Here is a 15723-nt window from a genome sequence, read left to right as displayed (position 1 = left end):
CATCCTTCCCTTATCTCTCTATGGAACCCCAGGAAAGAAAAAAGGCACTCTGCATGATCGCAGAATGCCTTTTTCCCAAGGATATGGCCATTTTTAAAACCGTAAGAGGACAGAAAAAAGGCACAGATCATCCGAACATGACCTGCGCCTTTATCTTCCTGATGCTACATGCGTCTCCGAAAGTTTATCCGCGGAAGGGTCAGGCCACGATCGGGTTGGTATGGGTGTTGTAATGTCATTGCTGCGTTATGTTGCCGTCGAATCAACCGAATCATGACCGAACCTCCTCCTTTATTGCTTGGTCGGCATCGCTATTTACTCTGCCGTACACCGAAAATTTCCTCCATTGCATGGCTATCATCGCCTATTTCACTCTACCACCGCACATGCGGAAGTGTCAAGCAATTTTTTAAATAATGCCCTTTTTCCCTTAGTTCCATCCTTTTTATCCAGGATGTGCATTAACGGCAGGTAATTCACGCTCCCGAAAGGGATCACAAACGTGAAAAAACGGGTAACCCTGCCTTGATAACGATTTTTTCTTGATCATTATTTAAAAGATATTGAACGATTATGTCTCCATTCGCTTATTCATATTGTAACGCATCGAGGAGATTTACCCTGGATGCGTGGCGGGCGGGAATGATCGCGCCGATGAGGCCGAAGAGGAGCCCCGCGGCGATGCCGACAAGAATGCCCAGCACCGGAAAGGAATAGTCTACCTTAAAGCCCATACCATTGGTGGCGGCTACGAAGAGGTATCCCAGCCATATCCCGGTGACAAGGCTGAACAGGGTCCCAATCCCCGTCAAAAGGAGGCTTTCCGCCAGGATGATTCTCTTTACCTGCCTCCGTGTCGCGCCAATCGCCCGCATCACTCCGATCTCCCGGATCCTCTCCATCACGGCGATGGCGAGGGTGTTGACGAGGCCGATGAGGGAAGGAATGGCGATGGCAAAGAGGAGCAAGAAATAAAAGGATGTTATGGAAGCAACCTGCTTCTCCAATTCCGCTTTGTACTCCGCCGTGGAGGAAAGGGTAAAGGCGGGATAATCCTTTACACCATCCCGGATCGCTCTTTCCACGGCTGTACCGTCTGCTCCCTTCTCTTTATTGATGAGGAGGAGGAGATCGGTTTGCTCATGGAAGTCCCGAGCCAGATTTTCCTGGGAGATGTAAGCCGTGGCGATTTTCGCGTTGAGAAAATCCATGCCGATTCCCACGACTCTATAAGGCTTCACGCCTTCCGGGGTGGACAGCATCAATTCATCATTCACCTTCACCTGCTGGGAAGAGGCCAAAATGCCGTTGATGATGAGGTTCCTGCCCGATTTCAGAAGGGGGAATACCCGCTCGGGGTCACCTGCGGTAAATTCCAGTCCGGCCACCTTTGGATAGACCTCCGGATCAATACCGATCACCTGCAGATTGGTCTCCTTACCTTTGGCCATGCTTAGACGGAGCCCCGTCACCTCCGCAACCCCGGGAATTTCTTTCAGCTTGGCGGTCAATTCCGGGTCGGCCCCCACATTCCCTCCTCCCAACATGAGGGATTGGGGAGCCAGGATATAATCGGAGCCCATGCTTTTCTCTAGGTATGAATTCATGGCTGTGATGAGGGAGGTTACCGTTCCCCCCAGAGCAATCAGGAGCGCCAGTCCGATCATAAGGGTAAAGGCCGTCATGGATGCCCGGTGCGGATGATTCTCCAGGTTCCCCTTCGCCACTTGTCCCTCCCTGGCAAAGAGGAGACCGATCACTCGACTATACCCTTCCGTTACCGGTTTGATCAAAACCGGTCCGACAAGAATTAACCCTGCCATAAAGAGGAAGAATCCCAACGCATTCAGGTTTAGGTTCCCTGAAAGGGGACCGAGGAGGGAAAGGAGAAGGAGGAGAGTACCAATCCATCCCCTTCTCCGTCCTTCCCCCCGTTTCGGCAAGACCGTCGAAGGCCGAAGCGCCTCCAAGGGGGAAATACGGCTCGCGCGAATCGCCGGGAGAATTCCCCCCAGAATGGTGATCCCTACGCCTGAAAAAATCGCCAAGAGATACGAATCCAGAGGAAAGACCGGATCCCCGATCTCCATCTTGATCAATTCTTCGATGACAGGGCGAATATAGAGAAAGAGAAGCCGAACGAACAAAAACCCTGCGATCATTCCGAGGAGTGTTCCAATAATCCCCAGAATCACTCCTTCCCAAAGCATGAGGCGGAGGATTTTGCCACGAGTGGCTCCCACGGCGCGGAGAAGACCGATTTCCCTTCTCCTCTCCACAGCGATGGTGCGGAAGGTAATGAAGAGAATAAAACCGCCCATCAGGATGGCAATTAAACCGAAAAGGGTGAATATTTTCTGTCCCATCTCCAAGGCAGCCTTCATTTCCGAACCGGCCTCCTGTCCCCCTGCCTGGAACCCTTCTCCCAACGCGGCAAGGATCTCTTGCTTCACCTGTTCCGGATCGATCCCCGGGGCAAAAAGCATTTCCGCCAGATTAACCTGTCCGGGAAGCCCCAGGATGCGTTGAACGGTCCTCAGAGGAAGGTAGACTTCCTCTTGCCCCATTCCCGTCGGTTCCTTATAAATTCCGACAATGCTTACTTCCTTTTCTCCGGAAACGGTGGGCAAGGGGAGGGCATCCCCCACCCTTTTACCGGTTTTTTTCGCCAGTTCTTCTGAAATATAGGCTTCCCAACCTTCGGGATCCGAGAAAGAACCTCCTTCCGCCAGATCTATTTTTCTCACCGTTTCATAGGTTATAGGGTCAATCCCGACCAGGGTAAAGGAGGAGATTCTCTTCCCCTCATCCGTTTTGAGGGCCAGGGACTCGGGGAGCAAGATGTTTTTGCTTAAACTTCCGGTATACCCCGCCACCCCTTTTACCTCTTGTAATCGATCCAACACCTCTTCGGCAAAGGGGCCCTGGGTCAGGCTGGTCACCGCAAAGTCCACCTGACCGGTCGTGAGCATGACGCCGCGGCGAAAGGAATCCTGCAGGGAGGGAATCACTCCGTTTAGGCCGAAGATGATCATCACTCCAAAAAGAATGGACAGGGTGGTTAAAAAGGTTCTCAGTTTTCTCCCGGAAAGATAACGAAAGGCGAGTTTTATATCAAAGATCATATGCGATCCACCCTCTCTCGGATCAGTTCACTCTTCTCCTCCCCATTCCTTTCGTTTCCCGACAGCCTGGTTTCATCGACAATGCTCCCGTCTTTTAAGAAAACGATCCGGTCCGCATAGGCGGCCATGCGGGAATCGTGGGTCACCATCAGGACGGTTCTCCCCCAGTCGGTGGATATCTTGCGGATGAGGGCGATCACCTCGTCCCCCGTCTTCGAATCCAGGTTTCCCGTCGGCTCATCGGCCAGAATGAGGGCCGGTTCTATGGCTAAAGCTCTAGCGATGGCCACCCGCTGCTGCTGCCCTCCGGAGAGTTGATCGGGGCGGTTGTGGAGCCGCTCTTTCAGCCCCAGTTTTTCCAGCCAATCCACCGCCTTCTTTTTGGCCACCGATGGAGCCACCCCATCCAGGACGAGGGGGAGAGCGGTGTTATCGACGGCGTCCAGCACGGGGATCAGGTTAAAGTATTGGAAGATAAAGCCGATCTTTCTCCTTCTCAGTTCCGTCAGTTTATGATAAGATCGATCCCCTCGATGTAAATATTTCCGGACGTCGGCTGATCCAGTCCTCCCACCAAATGAAGAAGGGTGGATTTCCCGCAGCCGCTCGGCCCCATTACTGCCACAAACTCTCCTGGTTCAATGGTGAGATTGATGTTTCGGACCGCCTGTACCGGCGTGCTTCCCGATTCATATACTTTCGTCAGATTCTTTACAACCACCATGCTCATGGGGGTTCCTCCTCCTCATTCACCATGATCTTCGGCAATCCCTCGTCTCCATTTCAAAGGACTTTCTTATCCTCATGCGGCGACACACTCACCTTGGTCTCCCGGTCAATCTTTCATCATATTGTTATTGTTACTAAACCTCATGCGGTTTTTATCCAAGGTTTTTATCCAATATGATTTCCGCCTTCCCATCGAGTTGAGGAACGCATGATTCTTAAATACGTCGGCTTCTCCTATCGTTTCTTTGCAAACAACCCGCGCCCCTTCGAACTGTGGTATGTACGGCACGAAAAACATTAGCTTCTCTTGCCCTCTATTTACTGATCAATCGCATTCGATCAAACAGTGGCACCCTCATTCTGTTCTTTTAAACCCTTTCTTTTCGAAATCCCACTTCTCTTCGTTCTCATGGTCGGTCTGTAACCTACTCCTCGTTTGTTTCTAAATCGTCTCGTTTCTTCGCCCATCCCACGTTTTTTATCGATTTCCTATCCTCCCGGATCGTCCGGTTGGATCTCCTCCCTCACTTTGGCGGGCCTGCCCCTGGATCTTGGCTCTCCCTCGGGGGATCTTGGCTCTCCCTCGGGGAGGGGCTGCCGTTTTATTTCATCCAACCTCGCTTCGATCATATCAAGCCACCTGAGATCGGCTTCGGTGTGCATGATAGCCTGGTCAAGGAGTAGAACATGGGCCAACTCCGTGCCGGGATTTGCCTTCATCTTCTCCTGGTTTAACTTGTGCAGCTCCTTATAGAGACTGGCCCGCTGAAGGTAGAGGAGCCGGACAGGATCCCCGTCTTCCAGGGCGAGGCTGATCATCCATTTGAGGAAAAACTCGTCCCTGCGATAGGTGGTTTTCACAGGCTCTACGAGCCATTTCTTAAGCTCAGCCTCCCCCTTCCCGGTGATGGCATAGATCTGCTTCTCCGTGCCGCCCTCCTGTTCCACCCTTTCTATATGGATTAGACCGGCCTGGTTCAGCCGGTTTAGGGTCATGTAGATCTGAGCCGGCTTTACCTCCCAGTTCTTCTCCCCACCGACCAGGGCGGTGAAGGCGGTCAATAGTTCATATCCATGACGAGGTTTTTGACGGATCAGTCCCAATAACGCATTGCGAACCGACATAAAAATCCCTCAACGAGTTAGTATTTTTTCGACACGAAAAATATATAACGGGTTAGTATTTTTGTCAATGCTTTGTTCCGAACGAGCCAGGCTGGAAACCCTGTTCTCTTCTTGCTGCCATGATGATGCCTATCCTCATGGTTGGATGGCTCCATAAAAAAGGCTTACCCCTATGAGATAAGGGTAAGCATTGACTTTGCTCTCTTCATTCCATCCTCTGCGAACAGTACCGGTTTGCACATTATCGTAACAGGACCATATTACTAAGGATTTTGAGCCAATTTGAAACTCTTAGCAATCGTTAAAGCGGTCTGTTCATCAACACGGGAGGTATCAAAATACAGGTCATAGGCGTTTTTTTGCTCCTTCATGATAAAAAACAGGTGGATTTCCTCTGTCGCCGATGGTGCGCCCGAAGCGGCAGGAGGAATGATTTTTAGTTTTTCCTTCAGCACCTCCGTGAAGAATCCTTCAAGTTTTTTTGATTCCAAAACTTCTGAATGATTAGGTTCCAATTGGGAGAGAGGTTGATCGGGATCATAGCCCAGGATATCCAACCCACCGATCTTTCCATTATCTTGCTTAAATAAAAGCATGTTCCCTTCAAGTTTCTCCGCTCCCCAGTCTTTGGGAACAGAAATTTGATAGAGGCCCGTTTGGACAATTTGTTCACCGGCTACGTTTGAGCAAGCTGCAGTACTGAACAACAGAAGCAGTCCGAGTACAATGGCCAGCGATCGTTTCATTCATTTTCTCCCCTCTCCACAAAATGATCAAATTATACCCTGTCTCCGTTTATTTTGAATCCCTCCAACCCCCTCATTTACCCCGCTCTTCAGTTGATCTCAATCTCCATATTGTCAATTTCACTACTATGGTACCAATATTCCTTTTCTCCATCAATAAAGGTTTGTAATGAAAACGGAATGAGAAAATAGAGTCGACCGTCATACCCGGTTTTCTCTCGACGCGGTGTTGCGAGATAACTGTCGAATCAGTTCCGAAAGACGGACGATTCCTTTTTCCAAGTCGGCTGGGGAAGCATAAGCGTAAGAAATCCGAAGATACTGCCCGGCATGTTGATCGTAGATATTCCCAGGATTCAATAAAATTTTCTCCTGTAGAGCTTTTTCAAACAGTTCTCGCAAGGAAAGAGAAAGTCGCAAACCTAGCCAAACATAAAAACCTCCCTTTGGGACGGTCCACGCAGCTATATCCGAAAAATGTTTTTCTAATGCATCCAACATGATTTCTCTCCGGACTTTCAAATTTTCCCGAACCTTTTCTAGATGGTGATGATAGAGCCCGCTTGATAGCCATTCCGCGACGACCCACTGAGATAAAGAACTGGAACCATAATCCGTCTGCATTTTAAGATCCGCCAACCGATCAATGACCGGTTCAGGACCAACGACCCAACCGATTCGAAGCCCTGGGCTCAATGTTTTGGACATGCTGCCCAGATACAAAACAAGGCCGTTAGGATCGGTGGATTTCAAAGGAGGAGGGGGCGGGGAGTCAAGCCACAACTCACGATACACGTCATCTTCGATGATCGGCAGCCGCTCCTGCCGGCATATCTCCAGCAGCTCCTTTCGTCTCTCCTCGGACATCAAGATTCCTGTTGGATTATGGAAGGTAGGGATCGTATAGAGCAATGCTGCGTTACGTTTCTTTTTTTGTTCCGGGATCATGTTCGTTTGAATCCCGTTCCCATCCATAGGCAGGCCGAATAATCTCATCCCGGCGGATTGAAACAGATTGAGAGAATACAGATAGGAGGGCTTTTCCAAAAAGATCGTAGATCCCCTTTGCAATAAACCGATGGAAATCAGCTGCAATGCCTGCAGCGCCCCTGAAACAATCAAAATGGAGGAAGGGGAGACGTCGATCCCAAATGTTTTCAGATACTTGCCCAGTTGCTCTCGCAAATAAAGCAACCCTTTCGGCTCTTCATAACCAAGCGAACCGATGTGATCCGACAACCGATCAAACACGTTTTTCATCATCGCACGAGGGAATAAATCGGGGGAAAGTTCTCCCGTCCCCAATCGGATGATATGGGGATAAAACTCCGCTTTGTTGATTTCCCGTATCGTGGGAAAGTTCGGTTGATGGATTCCTGATTTAACATACGAGTTCCAGTCAGGGGGCGGAGTGGAAGTCATTAAGGACCACGTATTATTGATAATCCTCGTCCCGCTTCCTCTTTTACCTTCCAGCAACCCCTCTGCGATCAACTCTTCAACCGCCGTAACGATCGTGCTGCGGTTCACTTTCCATCCTTCAGCTAAGGCCCGTTGCGTAGGAATTTTGCTGCCTACCGGCCATTCTCCGGTTTCAATTTTGTCTTTGATATATTTTTTGATCTGCAAGTAAATAGGAATCGGCGATGATTTGTCGGGTTTCCAATCCAGTTGAACCATGCGTCAGCCATCCTCGCTCATTTGCTTTAAACGTATTGTATGATTTGGTTGGGTTAAAATCCATCCAATTTGGTTGGAGACAGTGGCCGGGGCCTAAGTATTATGGTATATATAACATGATTCAAAGAGGAGGAACAGAAATGGCAGCCGCCTTTACACACGGGTTTATATTGGCGTTTGGACTTATACTACCCCTCGGTGTTCAAAATGTCTTTGTTTTTAATCAAGGGGCTCTGCAGAAACGTTTCATCCATGCCCTACCGGTCGTTCTGACCGCCTCATTATGCGATACACTTTTAATTACCCTTGCGGTACTCGGCGTCTCTTTTGTTGTCCTGAGTTCTTTTTTGTTCAAAACGATTCTCTTAAGTGCCGGCATTCTGTTTTTGTCCTATATGGGATGGACCACTTGGCGGAGTATCCCTGGACATGACGAAGAAAAGAAAAAGGCGGCAGAGATCTTCACTCCCCGCAAACAAATTGCCTTTGCCGCATCGGTCTCTCTCCTAAATCCCCATGCGATCATGGATACGGTCGGAGTGATCGGGACCAGTTCCCTTCAGTACGATGGTGTGGAAAAAGTGGCTTTTACCCTCGCCTCTATTCTGGTTTCTTGGATATGGTTTACAGGATTGGCGGCGGTGGGAAGATTCACAGGCGAGTTGGATCAAACGGGTCGTTTCATGAGGATATTTAACAAAATTTCCGCGTTGGTGATGTGGGGAGCGGCAGGTTATATGGGAACTTCTCTATTCAACCCTTGAACGATCGGTCCGGTTTTTCTTTTTCCTTTTAGCATCCTTCGCCATTTTCCGGAACATCTTCCGGTTCCATACTAAAAAGGTAGGACCTCATTATCGCACCATATCCAATGTAAAAAGTACACACCCTAAACCATTGTTATTCAAGCGAATGTGGTTGCGTAAAATCATCCCCACCTTGCAGATTTGCAGGGTGGGGATGAACCCATCTTCGTGATCACGATCGATCCAACCGAACGCATTATTTTGTTTGGTCAAGAGCGAGGATCTCCTCTTCCGTCACTTCCATTCCCTTCGCCGTTCCGATGCCCTGAAGGAGCGCCATGCGGATCTTGCCGTCCCGATTTTTTTTGTCTCGATACATGTAGGGGAGGAGTTCCTCCATCCTCATTTCGGAGGGAAGTTCCGTCGGCAAGCCGAAGGAGAGAAGGAGGTCTTTGATTTCATTCAGTTCTTCTTCGGACAGAAGTCCCCGACCTCTCGCGATGCGTCCCTCTTGGACGAGACCGATGGCCACCGCCTCACCGTGGAGGACTTCCCCGTAGCCGGCGGCCGCTTCCACCGCATGGCCGATGGTGTGCCCTAGATTCAGAAGCTCCCGAACGCCTGCTGTTTCCCGCTCGTCTGCCTCGACGATCCTCACCTTCACCCTCATCCCCCGAATTAGGGCTTCCCCCATCTCCTCCCCGTCCAGGGAGAGAAGGGCATCGCTGTGGGCACGAAGCCAATAGAAGAATTCCTTCCCGGCAAGGAGGGCGTGTTTCACCACCTCGGCCAAACCGGACTTCACCTCCCGCATGGGCAGGGTAGCAAAGGTGCCTGGGTCATAGTAGACGGCCAAGGGGTGGTAAAAAGAACCGATGCTGTTCTTCGCCAGGGGGTGGTTGACCGCCACCTTTCCGCCGATGCTGCTGTCGTGGGCGAGGATGGTAGTGGGGAGTCCTATGAAGGGAATGCCCCGCATGTAGACGGAGGCGATGAAGCCTCCCAAGTCCCCGATCACGCCGCCTCCCAAGGCGAGGAGGAGGGAAGATCGGTCAATGCCGGCCGTAAGCATGGCACCCACGATTTCCTCCACCTGTGTCAAGCTTTTCGACGCTTCCCCGGCGGAAACGACCTTCGTATAAACCTCAATTCCGGCCCGTTCCAGGGAAGATCTTACCGGTTCCAGATAATGTTCCGCAACCCGGATCTCGCTCAGTAAAAAGGCTTTCTTCCCCTTTATCCGTTCATCCTTAAGAAGCCATTCCCCCACATGATGAAGAAGTCCTCTCTCCACGCGAATGGGATAGCGCTGCGGGCCTAGTTCGACCCAAAGTTCCTTCATCCTCTTCCCTCCCCAAAAAAAGTCCTTTTGAACATGCTGCCCTATATCATCTGACGCATCTTCCGGTCAAAAAAAGACGGAATAACCGATCCGTGAGCGGAAGAGGCGGTTCACCCCGTTATTCCCTTAAAAGTTTCGGCAGTATTCCCGGTACCGCTTCACCGCTTCCTGCAGCTCTTCCAGACGGTCGCAGGGGAACTTCTCACAAAGAGCACGCGCGATCTCAAAGGCGACGACGCTTTCCGCCACGACGGAAGCGGCGGGGACGGCGCAAGCATCGGAGCGCTCCACCGATGCGGCGAAAGCCTCCTTCGTCAGGATGTCGACGCTTTGCAAGGGTTTATACAGGGTGGGGATCGGTTTCATCACCCCGCGGACCACGATGGGCATGCCCGTAGACATCCCCCCTTCGATGCCGCCGGCCCGGTTGGTACGCCTCGTATACCCTTTCTCCGGATCATGGAGGATCTCATCATGAACCTGGGAGCCGGGAAGGTGAGCCGCTTCAAAACCGATGCCGATCTCCACCCCCTTAAACGCCTGGATGCTTAAAATCGCCTGGGCGAGCCTCCCGTCCAATTTCCGGTCCCATTGGACATGGCTCCCCAAACCGATGGGGACGCCGGAGACGATCACCTCCACGATGCCCCCCACCGTGTCCCCATTCTCCTTCGCCTCATCAATGCGGGCCATCATCCTCTTCTCCGCCTCGGGGTCGAGGCAGCGAACCGGCGAAGCTTCGGTGATGCGGCGGATTTCCTCTAGGGTATAGCGGGCAGGATCCGCCTCCCCCTTCACCCCGCCGATCATCACCACATGCCCGGCCATCTCGATGCCCACCTCTTGCAAGAGAGCTTTTGCCACCGCCCCCACGGCGACCCGGATAGTGGTCTCCCGGGCGCTGGAACGCTCCAGCACATTCCGGATGTCCCGATGGCCATATTTAATCGCCCCGTTAAGATCCGCATGGCCGGGACGGGGCCGGGTGACGGTCCTCTCATGATACTCTTCCTCTTCCGGAACCGGCTCGGCAGCCATTACCTTCTGCCAATGGGAAAAATCCTTATTTTCCACCACCAACGTGATGGGGGCGCCGGTGGTATACCCATGCCGCACGCCTGAGAGAAACTTCACCTGATCCTTTTCGATCTGCATCCGCCGCCCTCTCCCGTATCCCTTCTGCCTGCGGGCCAGTTCTTCATTCACCTTCTCCGCCATGAGGGACAGGTGGCTCGGCACGCCTTCCAGGATGGCCGTCAACTGGGGTCCGTGGGACTCCCCTGCGGTTAAATATCTCATCGCGTTTCCTCCACTCCTCTCATCTCTATGTCCCTCCATCATTTTATTCGTTTCAAGACTTCCATGCCTTCTTTGTCAACGGATCCATGAAAATCTTTTTTCGCACTTTTTCTTCAATGTCTCTTTATTTATCTCCGTGGCGAACCGAGAGCATACGACAGATTATATCTTTCGATAAATAAAGGGGGAAGCCATCTCCATGCTAAACTTTCCCGGATTAAAAATCTGCTCGGTGCTGCCTACGAAAAGGAAGCCACCGGTTTTTAAGGAACGGCTAAATTTTTCGATCATGGTCTCTTTCGCTTCATCGGTAAAATAGATCATCACATTCCGGCAAAGGATCAAATCAAATCCGTTGGGATAGGAATCGACCAACAGGTCATGCTTCTGGAAAGTAACCATGCGGCGAATTTCGGGCGCAACCCGATACGATCCCCCTTCTTTTTGAAAATAGCGGGAAAGAAGATTGGGGTCGATCTCCTTAAGCGTTCTCTCTTCATAAATCCCCTCCTTCGCCTTGGCCAAAGCGACCTCGTCAATATCCGTGGCTAGGATCACTCCATCTCTGCCCGCTTGAAAACGGGTAAGGAGCAGAGCGAGGGAATAAGGCTCCTCCCCGGTTGAGCAGGCGGCACTCCAGAAGCGGGGCGCCTTATTCTCACGAAAGATCCGGGGAAGGATGCTCCTCTCAAGATCTTTCCATCTCTCCTTATTGCGGAAGAATTCCGACACATTGATGGTGATCCGGTTGAGAAACTCCTCGGCCAATTCCGGGTTTCGAACCAAAGCTTCAAAGTAATCCTGGAAGGTGGAATATCCCCTCCTCTCCCGGAGCGTCGTAAGGCGCCGTTTCATCTGTGCCTCTTTATATTGGAAAAGGTCGACATGAAACCGCCGACGAATTTGGGTGATGAATAATTTATAGTCGTCATCGCGTTCTCTCTGCAAATGAGGTTCTAAAGCCATCCTACCCATCCCTTTACGATTCATCCTTTTTTCCATCGATCGATAACGAGGGTAATCTCCTCATCGATTTTATTCCTCTCGAAGGGAGATGGTTATAGAAAAAAAGCCCCTTGTCAGGCGGGGCATACCCTATGCGACCGGGAAGGGAAAATTAGATCCACTTCTCCAGGTCCTTCTCATAAGAGGTAAGTTCTTCCTCCTTAAACCAGAGGGAGATCTCCCGGGCTGCGCTCTCCGGCGAATCGGATCCGTGGATGATGTTCATGCCGATGCTTAACCCATAATCCCCGCGGATGGTGCCCGGCAGGGCGTCGGCAGGATTGGTCTTTCCCATCATTTCCCGCACCACGCGCACCACATCTTTTCCCTCTAAAACAAAGGCGAAAACAGGGCTGGACGTAATAAATCGAACCAATTCCGGGAAGAAAGGCTTTTCTTTATGTTCTCCATAATGTCTCTCCGCGAGGGATGCGGGAACTTGGAAAAACTTCGCGGCCACCAATTTAAATCCCTTTCGTTCGAAACGGGACAAGATCTCGCCGATGAGTCCCCGTTGAACTCCATCGGGCTTAATCATCACAAAGGTGCGTTCCATCCGTTCAACCTCCTATGTATCTCCATAAAAAACCCTCCACATTGTACCATTAGTACTTCCGCTTTTCAATAAAATCGGCGATGGCATGAAGTCCTTCCCTGGCCGGAATCGAAGGGAGTTTTTCCAGGACTCCCCTTGCCTTTTCCAGGTAGCGTTTGGCCAGATTACGGCTGTATTCAATCCCTCCGCCTTCCCGGATCAGCGTCAGGATATCCGCCATTCTCTCTTCCAGTTCCTGAGCCTCAATCCAATGGGAAAGACGCTCCCTCTCCGGAGAGGATTTTAGGGAATAGATCGTGGGAAGGGTAATGTTCCCCTGCCGGATGTCGCTGCCGGCCGGTTTCCCCAACTCCGCTTCCGTTCCGACAAAATCGAGGATATCGTCGGTAATCTGAAAAGCCATCCCCACATAATAACCGAACCTCCGCAAAAGATGGACCACATCCTGGGGAGCTCCGCTAACCAGTCCGCCCAACGCGGCGCTGATGGAGATGAGAAGGGCGGTTTTCCGTTTGATCCGGCGCAGGTAGTGGCGAAGACCCACCTGGATCCGATAGAAATCATGAAGCTGTTCGATCTCGCCGATGCTCATTTCCATGATGGCGTGGGAGAGGATCTTCTGTACCCGCTCATCGGGAATCTCCGTGATGCGCATCAGCGCCTTGGCAAAGATATAATCGCCGGTATAAACCGCAATTTTATTATCCCACTTCGCCTTCACCGTTTCCCTTCCCCGGCGGGTCGCCGCATCATCAATCACGTCATCGTGGACCAGGGTGGCCATGTGAATCAGCTCCAACGTAATGGCGACGGTGATCAACTCTTCCTTCCGGAAATCCCCGAACTGGCCGGAAACCAAGACGAAGAGGGGACGGATTCTTTTCCCTCCCGCCTTCAAAAGATGGGTGGAAGTCTCATAGAGCAAGGGAATCTCCAGATCGATCGATTCCTCCAACCCATCCTCCACCTCATTTAATTCTGCTGCCAAAGAACGATAGAGATCGGAAATCGTCATCCTGCAAAACTCCTGACTTTTTAATGGTATTTACTTTTTTTAGCGATGGTAACTTAAATGGGAAACCAGGCGCATCTCGGGTTGAACCGGGAGGAGGCCCAGTTGGACCGCAAAATCATAATAAGTGCTGAGTCCATCCAATTGAGGCGCCTCCAGTTCGTGGGACAGTCCGGCGAAATAGCGCCGCCACGCCTCCTCGCTTCCTCCCGCCCGCTCCTGGGCGGTTCGAATGATGGGGTCAATCTCCCGACGGGATCGTTCCTTGCTCGCGAGGAAAGCCCCATAAACCCTTTCGAGGAGAGAGGGATTTTCCAGATAAGCCTCTTCCCGCACCGCCCAAACGGCAAACGTCATCCACTTCCCCGTAAAGCGGTGCCAGAGATCTCCCAGATCATAGACCTGATAAGGGTGGCTCCCCCAACCGGCCCGGAGCGCATCATCCCCGATGAGAAGAGCCCCGTCATGATCCACCAACATCTCTTCCAGCTCAGGTTCCATCGTCTCGTACTCCACCTCGGTACGGAGAAAAAAATGAAAAAGAATTTTTAGGAGATTGACCGATGTGGCCGAGGTGCTGGTTAAGGCGACCCTCATCCTCCCATAGCTCTCCAGGGGGGCTTTTGTAAAGAGAAAGATGGAGCCAACCGGTCCCAAGGCGCTTACGGATAAATCGGGCAAGAGGAGATATTTCCCATAATTTTCCCCATAAGCAAAGGAGGAAATGGGGCCAAGATCCACCTTTCCTTCCCGCATCGCCCGGTTTAGTACGGCGGGCACCTGGGGGATCATGGTCACCTCGCCGGCAAAATCTTCGACATGAAAGTAATGAAAAACAGGCAACGTGTTGGTATAATCAATTTTCCCGATCCGCAGCATCTTGTTCCCTCCAACGTTTGTAAAGTTGATGATCCGGGATGTGTAGCGCATCCAAAGCTTTTCCAACCACGAAATCAACCAGATCCTCGATCCTCTGCGGCTGATGGTAAAAGGCGGGCATGGCAGGGAGAATGCGGACGCCCATCTCTGCCAGGGTTAACATATTGCGAAGGTGGATGGCATGAAGGGGCGTCTCCCTGGGAACGAGGATCAGGGGCCTTCCTTCCTTCAGCATCACATCGGCCGCCCTTTCTAAGAGATTGCCGCTTGCCCCCTGGGCAATGCCGGAGAGGGTTCCCATGGAGCAAGGAATGACGATCATTCCGTCAATGGGAAAACTGCCGCTGGCGATGGGGGCGGTTAACTCCTTCACTCCATGGAAATGGATGCGGTCCTCCCCTCCGATCCCTTTCAGGGCTTCAAGCCATTCGGTCCGACCCGGGATCGCTTTCTCCTCTTTTAAGACCAACCACCCCGCATCGGTAACCACCAAATGGATCTCTGCACCGAGACGGAGTAGAACCTCCGCCATCCTCACCCCATAGACGGCGCCGCTCGCGCCGGTTATTCCCACAACAAACCGCTTCCTCCTCATCCGAACCACAGCCAAAGATCTAAAGTGGTAAAGAGGAAGACGACGGTGCTCAAGGTCCCGTTCATGGTAAAGAAAGCGGTGTTGGTTCGGCTCATATCGTAGGGCGAGATGATGGCGTGTTCATAGATGAGGAGGAGAATGGCTACCAAAACCCCAAGACCATAAAGCCAATGAAGGTGGGCAAAAAAGAGGATCAGAATGAAGCCTACCGCGGATAAGAAATGAAAAAAGCGGGAAATCCAGAGGGAAGGAAGGAGACCGAATCGGGCGGGAATGGAATAAAGCCCCTCCTTCCGGTCAAAATCAAGGTCTTGCGTCGCATAAATGATGTCGAAACCGGCCGTCCAAAGGGCGACCGTGGCAAAGAGGAGAAGCGCCACCCCATCCGCTCTCCCGGTTGCGGCGATCCACCCGCCCAGGGGGGCAAAGCCCAGAGCGACCCCCAACACCAGATGCGAAAGCCAGGTGAAGCGCTTCGTATAGGAATAAAAAACGAGAACAAAGACGGCCAGGGGAAGGAGTTTCACCGCAAGGAGATTTAATTGAAACGCGGCTATAAAGAGAAGAAGAAAGGAAACGATGATGAAAAGCCAAACCTCCGCCACGGAAATGAGCCCTGCGGGGATCGCCCTTTTAGCCGTCCGCGGATTCTTCCCGTCGATGACCCGGTCGATCACCCGGTTCAGGGACATGGCGGCACTTCTCGCCCCGACCATGGCGACGGTGGTCCAGATGAATTCATGGAATGAAGGCCAGGTTCCCTCCACATAAAAATTTCCCAGGATAAGTCCCATATACGCAAACGGGAGGGCAAAGAGGGTATGTTCAAACTTAATCATCTCCAATATGATGCGCAACTTCCTCAAAGACGTTCACCTCTTTTA

At 51.7% G+C, this 15723-nt stretch carries 15 protein-coding genes and 1 pseudogene; 1 reads left to right on the top strand and 15 read right to left on the bottom strand.

The features are described from left to right. Positions 1 to 369: 369 nt before the first annotated feature. From THEAE_RS22850 to pdxR, 7 genes and pseudogenes are all read right to left on the bottom strand, one after another. A pseudogene (locus THEAE_RS22850) lies at positions 370 to 519 on the bottom strand (hypothetical protein); the annotation flags it as partial. A 68-nt stretch (positions 520 to 587) separates the two neighbouring features. After that, the gene (locus THEAE_RS0104620) at positions 588 to 3125 is read right to left on the bottom strand and encodes an ABC transporter permease (protein WP_028986665.1); all 2538 of its coding nucleotides are present in this window, start codon (positions 3123 to 3125) and stop codon (positions 588 to 590) included. Then, positions 3122 to 3580, bottom strand: coding sequence for an ABC transporter ATP-binding protein (locus THEAE_RS23760; protein ID WP_342665769.1), 459 nt, complete (start codon positions 3578 to 3580; stop codon positions 3122 to 3124). Before THEAE_RS23760 ends, THEAE_RS0104620 begins: the two co-directional genes overlap by 4 nt. A 50-nt stretch (positions 3581 to 3630) precedes the next feature. Next, positions 3631 to 3855 (bottom strand): ATP-binding cassette domain-containing protein, encoded by a 225-nt coding sequence (locus tag THEAE_RS23755; protein ID WP_342665751.1) that lies wholly within the window; start codon positions 3853 to 3855, stop codon positions 3631 to 3633. A 488-nt stretch (positions 3856 to 4343) separates the two neighbouring features. After that, entirely contained in the window at positions 4344 to 4979 is a 636-nt protein-coding gene (locus tag THEAE_RS0104605; RefSeq protein WP_028986663.1) for a PadR family transcriptional regulator, read from the bottom strand. Between the two features lie 263 nt (positions 4980 to 5242). Next, positions 5243 to 5725 carry a hypothetical protein gene (locus THEAE_RS0104600; RefSeq protein ID WP_005586226.1) on the bottom strand — a complete coding sequence of 161 codons (483 nt, stop codon included), beginning with the start codon at positions 5723 to 5725 and terminating at the stop codon, positions 5243 to 5245. Positions 5726 to 5926: 201 nt separating this feature from the next. Next, the gene (pdxR, locus tag THEAE_RS0104595; RefSeq protein ID WP_028986662.1) at positions 5927 to 7405 is read right to left on the bottom strand and encodes a MocR-like pyridoxine biosynthesis transcription factor PdxR; all 1479 of its coding nucleotides are present in this window, start codon (positions 7403 to 7405) and stop codon (positions 5927 to 5929) included. A gap of 140 nt (positions 7406 to 7545) precedes the next feature. Between pdxR and THEAE_RS0104590 the strand changes: the two genes are divergently transcribed. Beyond that, a complete protein-coding gene (locus THEAE_RS0104590; protein ID WP_005586225.1) occupies positions 7546 to 8169 on the top strand; it encodes a LysE/ArgO family amino acid transporter in 624 nt (207 codons plus the stop codon). 238 nt (positions 8170 to 8407) lie between these two features. On the opposite strand, the gene aroB is transcribed toward THEAE_RS0104590, so the two are convergent. The 8 genes from aroB to THEAE_RS0104545 form a co-directional block, all read right to left on the bottom strand. After that, positions 8408 to 9493 (bottom strand): 3-dehydroquinate synthase, encoded by a 1086-nt coding sequence (aroB, locus tag THEAE_RS0104580; protein ID WP_028986661.1) that lies wholly within the window; start codon positions 9491 to 9493, stop codon positions 8408 to 8410. Positions 9494 to 9619: 126 nt separating this feature from the next. Then, entirely contained in the window at positions 9620 to 10792 is a 1173-nt protein-coding gene (aroC, locus tag THEAE_RS0104575; RefSeq protein ID WP_028986660.1) for a chorismate synthase, read from the bottom strand. A gap of 162 nt (positions 10793 to 10954) precedes the next feature. Next, positions 10955 to 11758, bottom strand: a complete 804-nt coding sequence (locus tag THEAE_RS0104570) for a CheR family methyltransferase (protein ID WP_039944780.1) — start codon at positions 11756 to 11758, stop codon at positions 10955 to 10957. Between the two features lie 151 nt (positions 11759 to 11909). Beyond that, positions 11910 to 12353: a nucleoside-diphosphate kinase gene (gene ndk, locus THEAE_RS0104565; RefSeq protein ID WP_005588869.1), complete on the bottom strand. Its 444-nt coding sequence runs from the start codon at positions 12351 to 12353 to the stop codon at positions 11910 to 11912. Between the two features lie 49 nt (positions 12354 to 12402). After that, entirely contained in the window at positions 12403 to 13368 is a 966-nt protein-coding gene (locus tag THEAE_RS0104560) for a polyprenyl synthetase family protein (RefSeq protein WP_005588870.1), read from the bottom strand. 39 nt (positions 13369 to 13407) lie between these two features. Continuing rightward, positions 13408 to 14244: a menaquinone biosynthetic enzyme MqnA/MqnD family protein gene (locus THEAE_RS19945; RefSeq protein ID WP_039944264.1), complete on the bottom strand. Its 837-nt coding sequence runs from the start codon at positions 14242 to 14244 to the stop codon at positions 13408 to 13410. Continuing rightward, complete coding sequence (locus THEAE_RS0104550; protein WP_005588872.1) at positions 14222 to 14839, bottom strand: UbiX family flavin prenyltransferase; 618 nt, start codon at positions 14837 to 14839, stop codon at positions 14222 to 14224. The genes THEAE_RS19945 and THEAE_RS0104550 overlap by 23 nt, the downstream gene beginning before the upstream one ends. Beyond that, positions 14836 to 15678, bottom strand: a complete 843-nt coding sequence (locus THEAE_RS0104545; RefSeq protein ID WP_028986658.1) for a UbiA-like polyprenyltransferase — start codon at positions 15676 to 15678, stop codon at positions 14836 to 14838. The genes THEAE_RS0104550 and THEAE_RS0104545 overlap by 4 nt, the downstream gene beginning before the upstream one ends. Between the last annotated feature and the right edge of the window lie 45 nt (positions 15679 to 15723).

Origin of the sequence: Thermicanus aegyptius DSM 12793 (assembly GCF_000510645.1) — a bacterium.
GTDB lineage: Bacteria > Bacillota > Bacilli > Thermicanales > Thermicanaceae > Thermicanus > Thermicanus aegyptius.
This window is presented reverse-complemented; position numbering and strand designations above follow the sequence as displayed.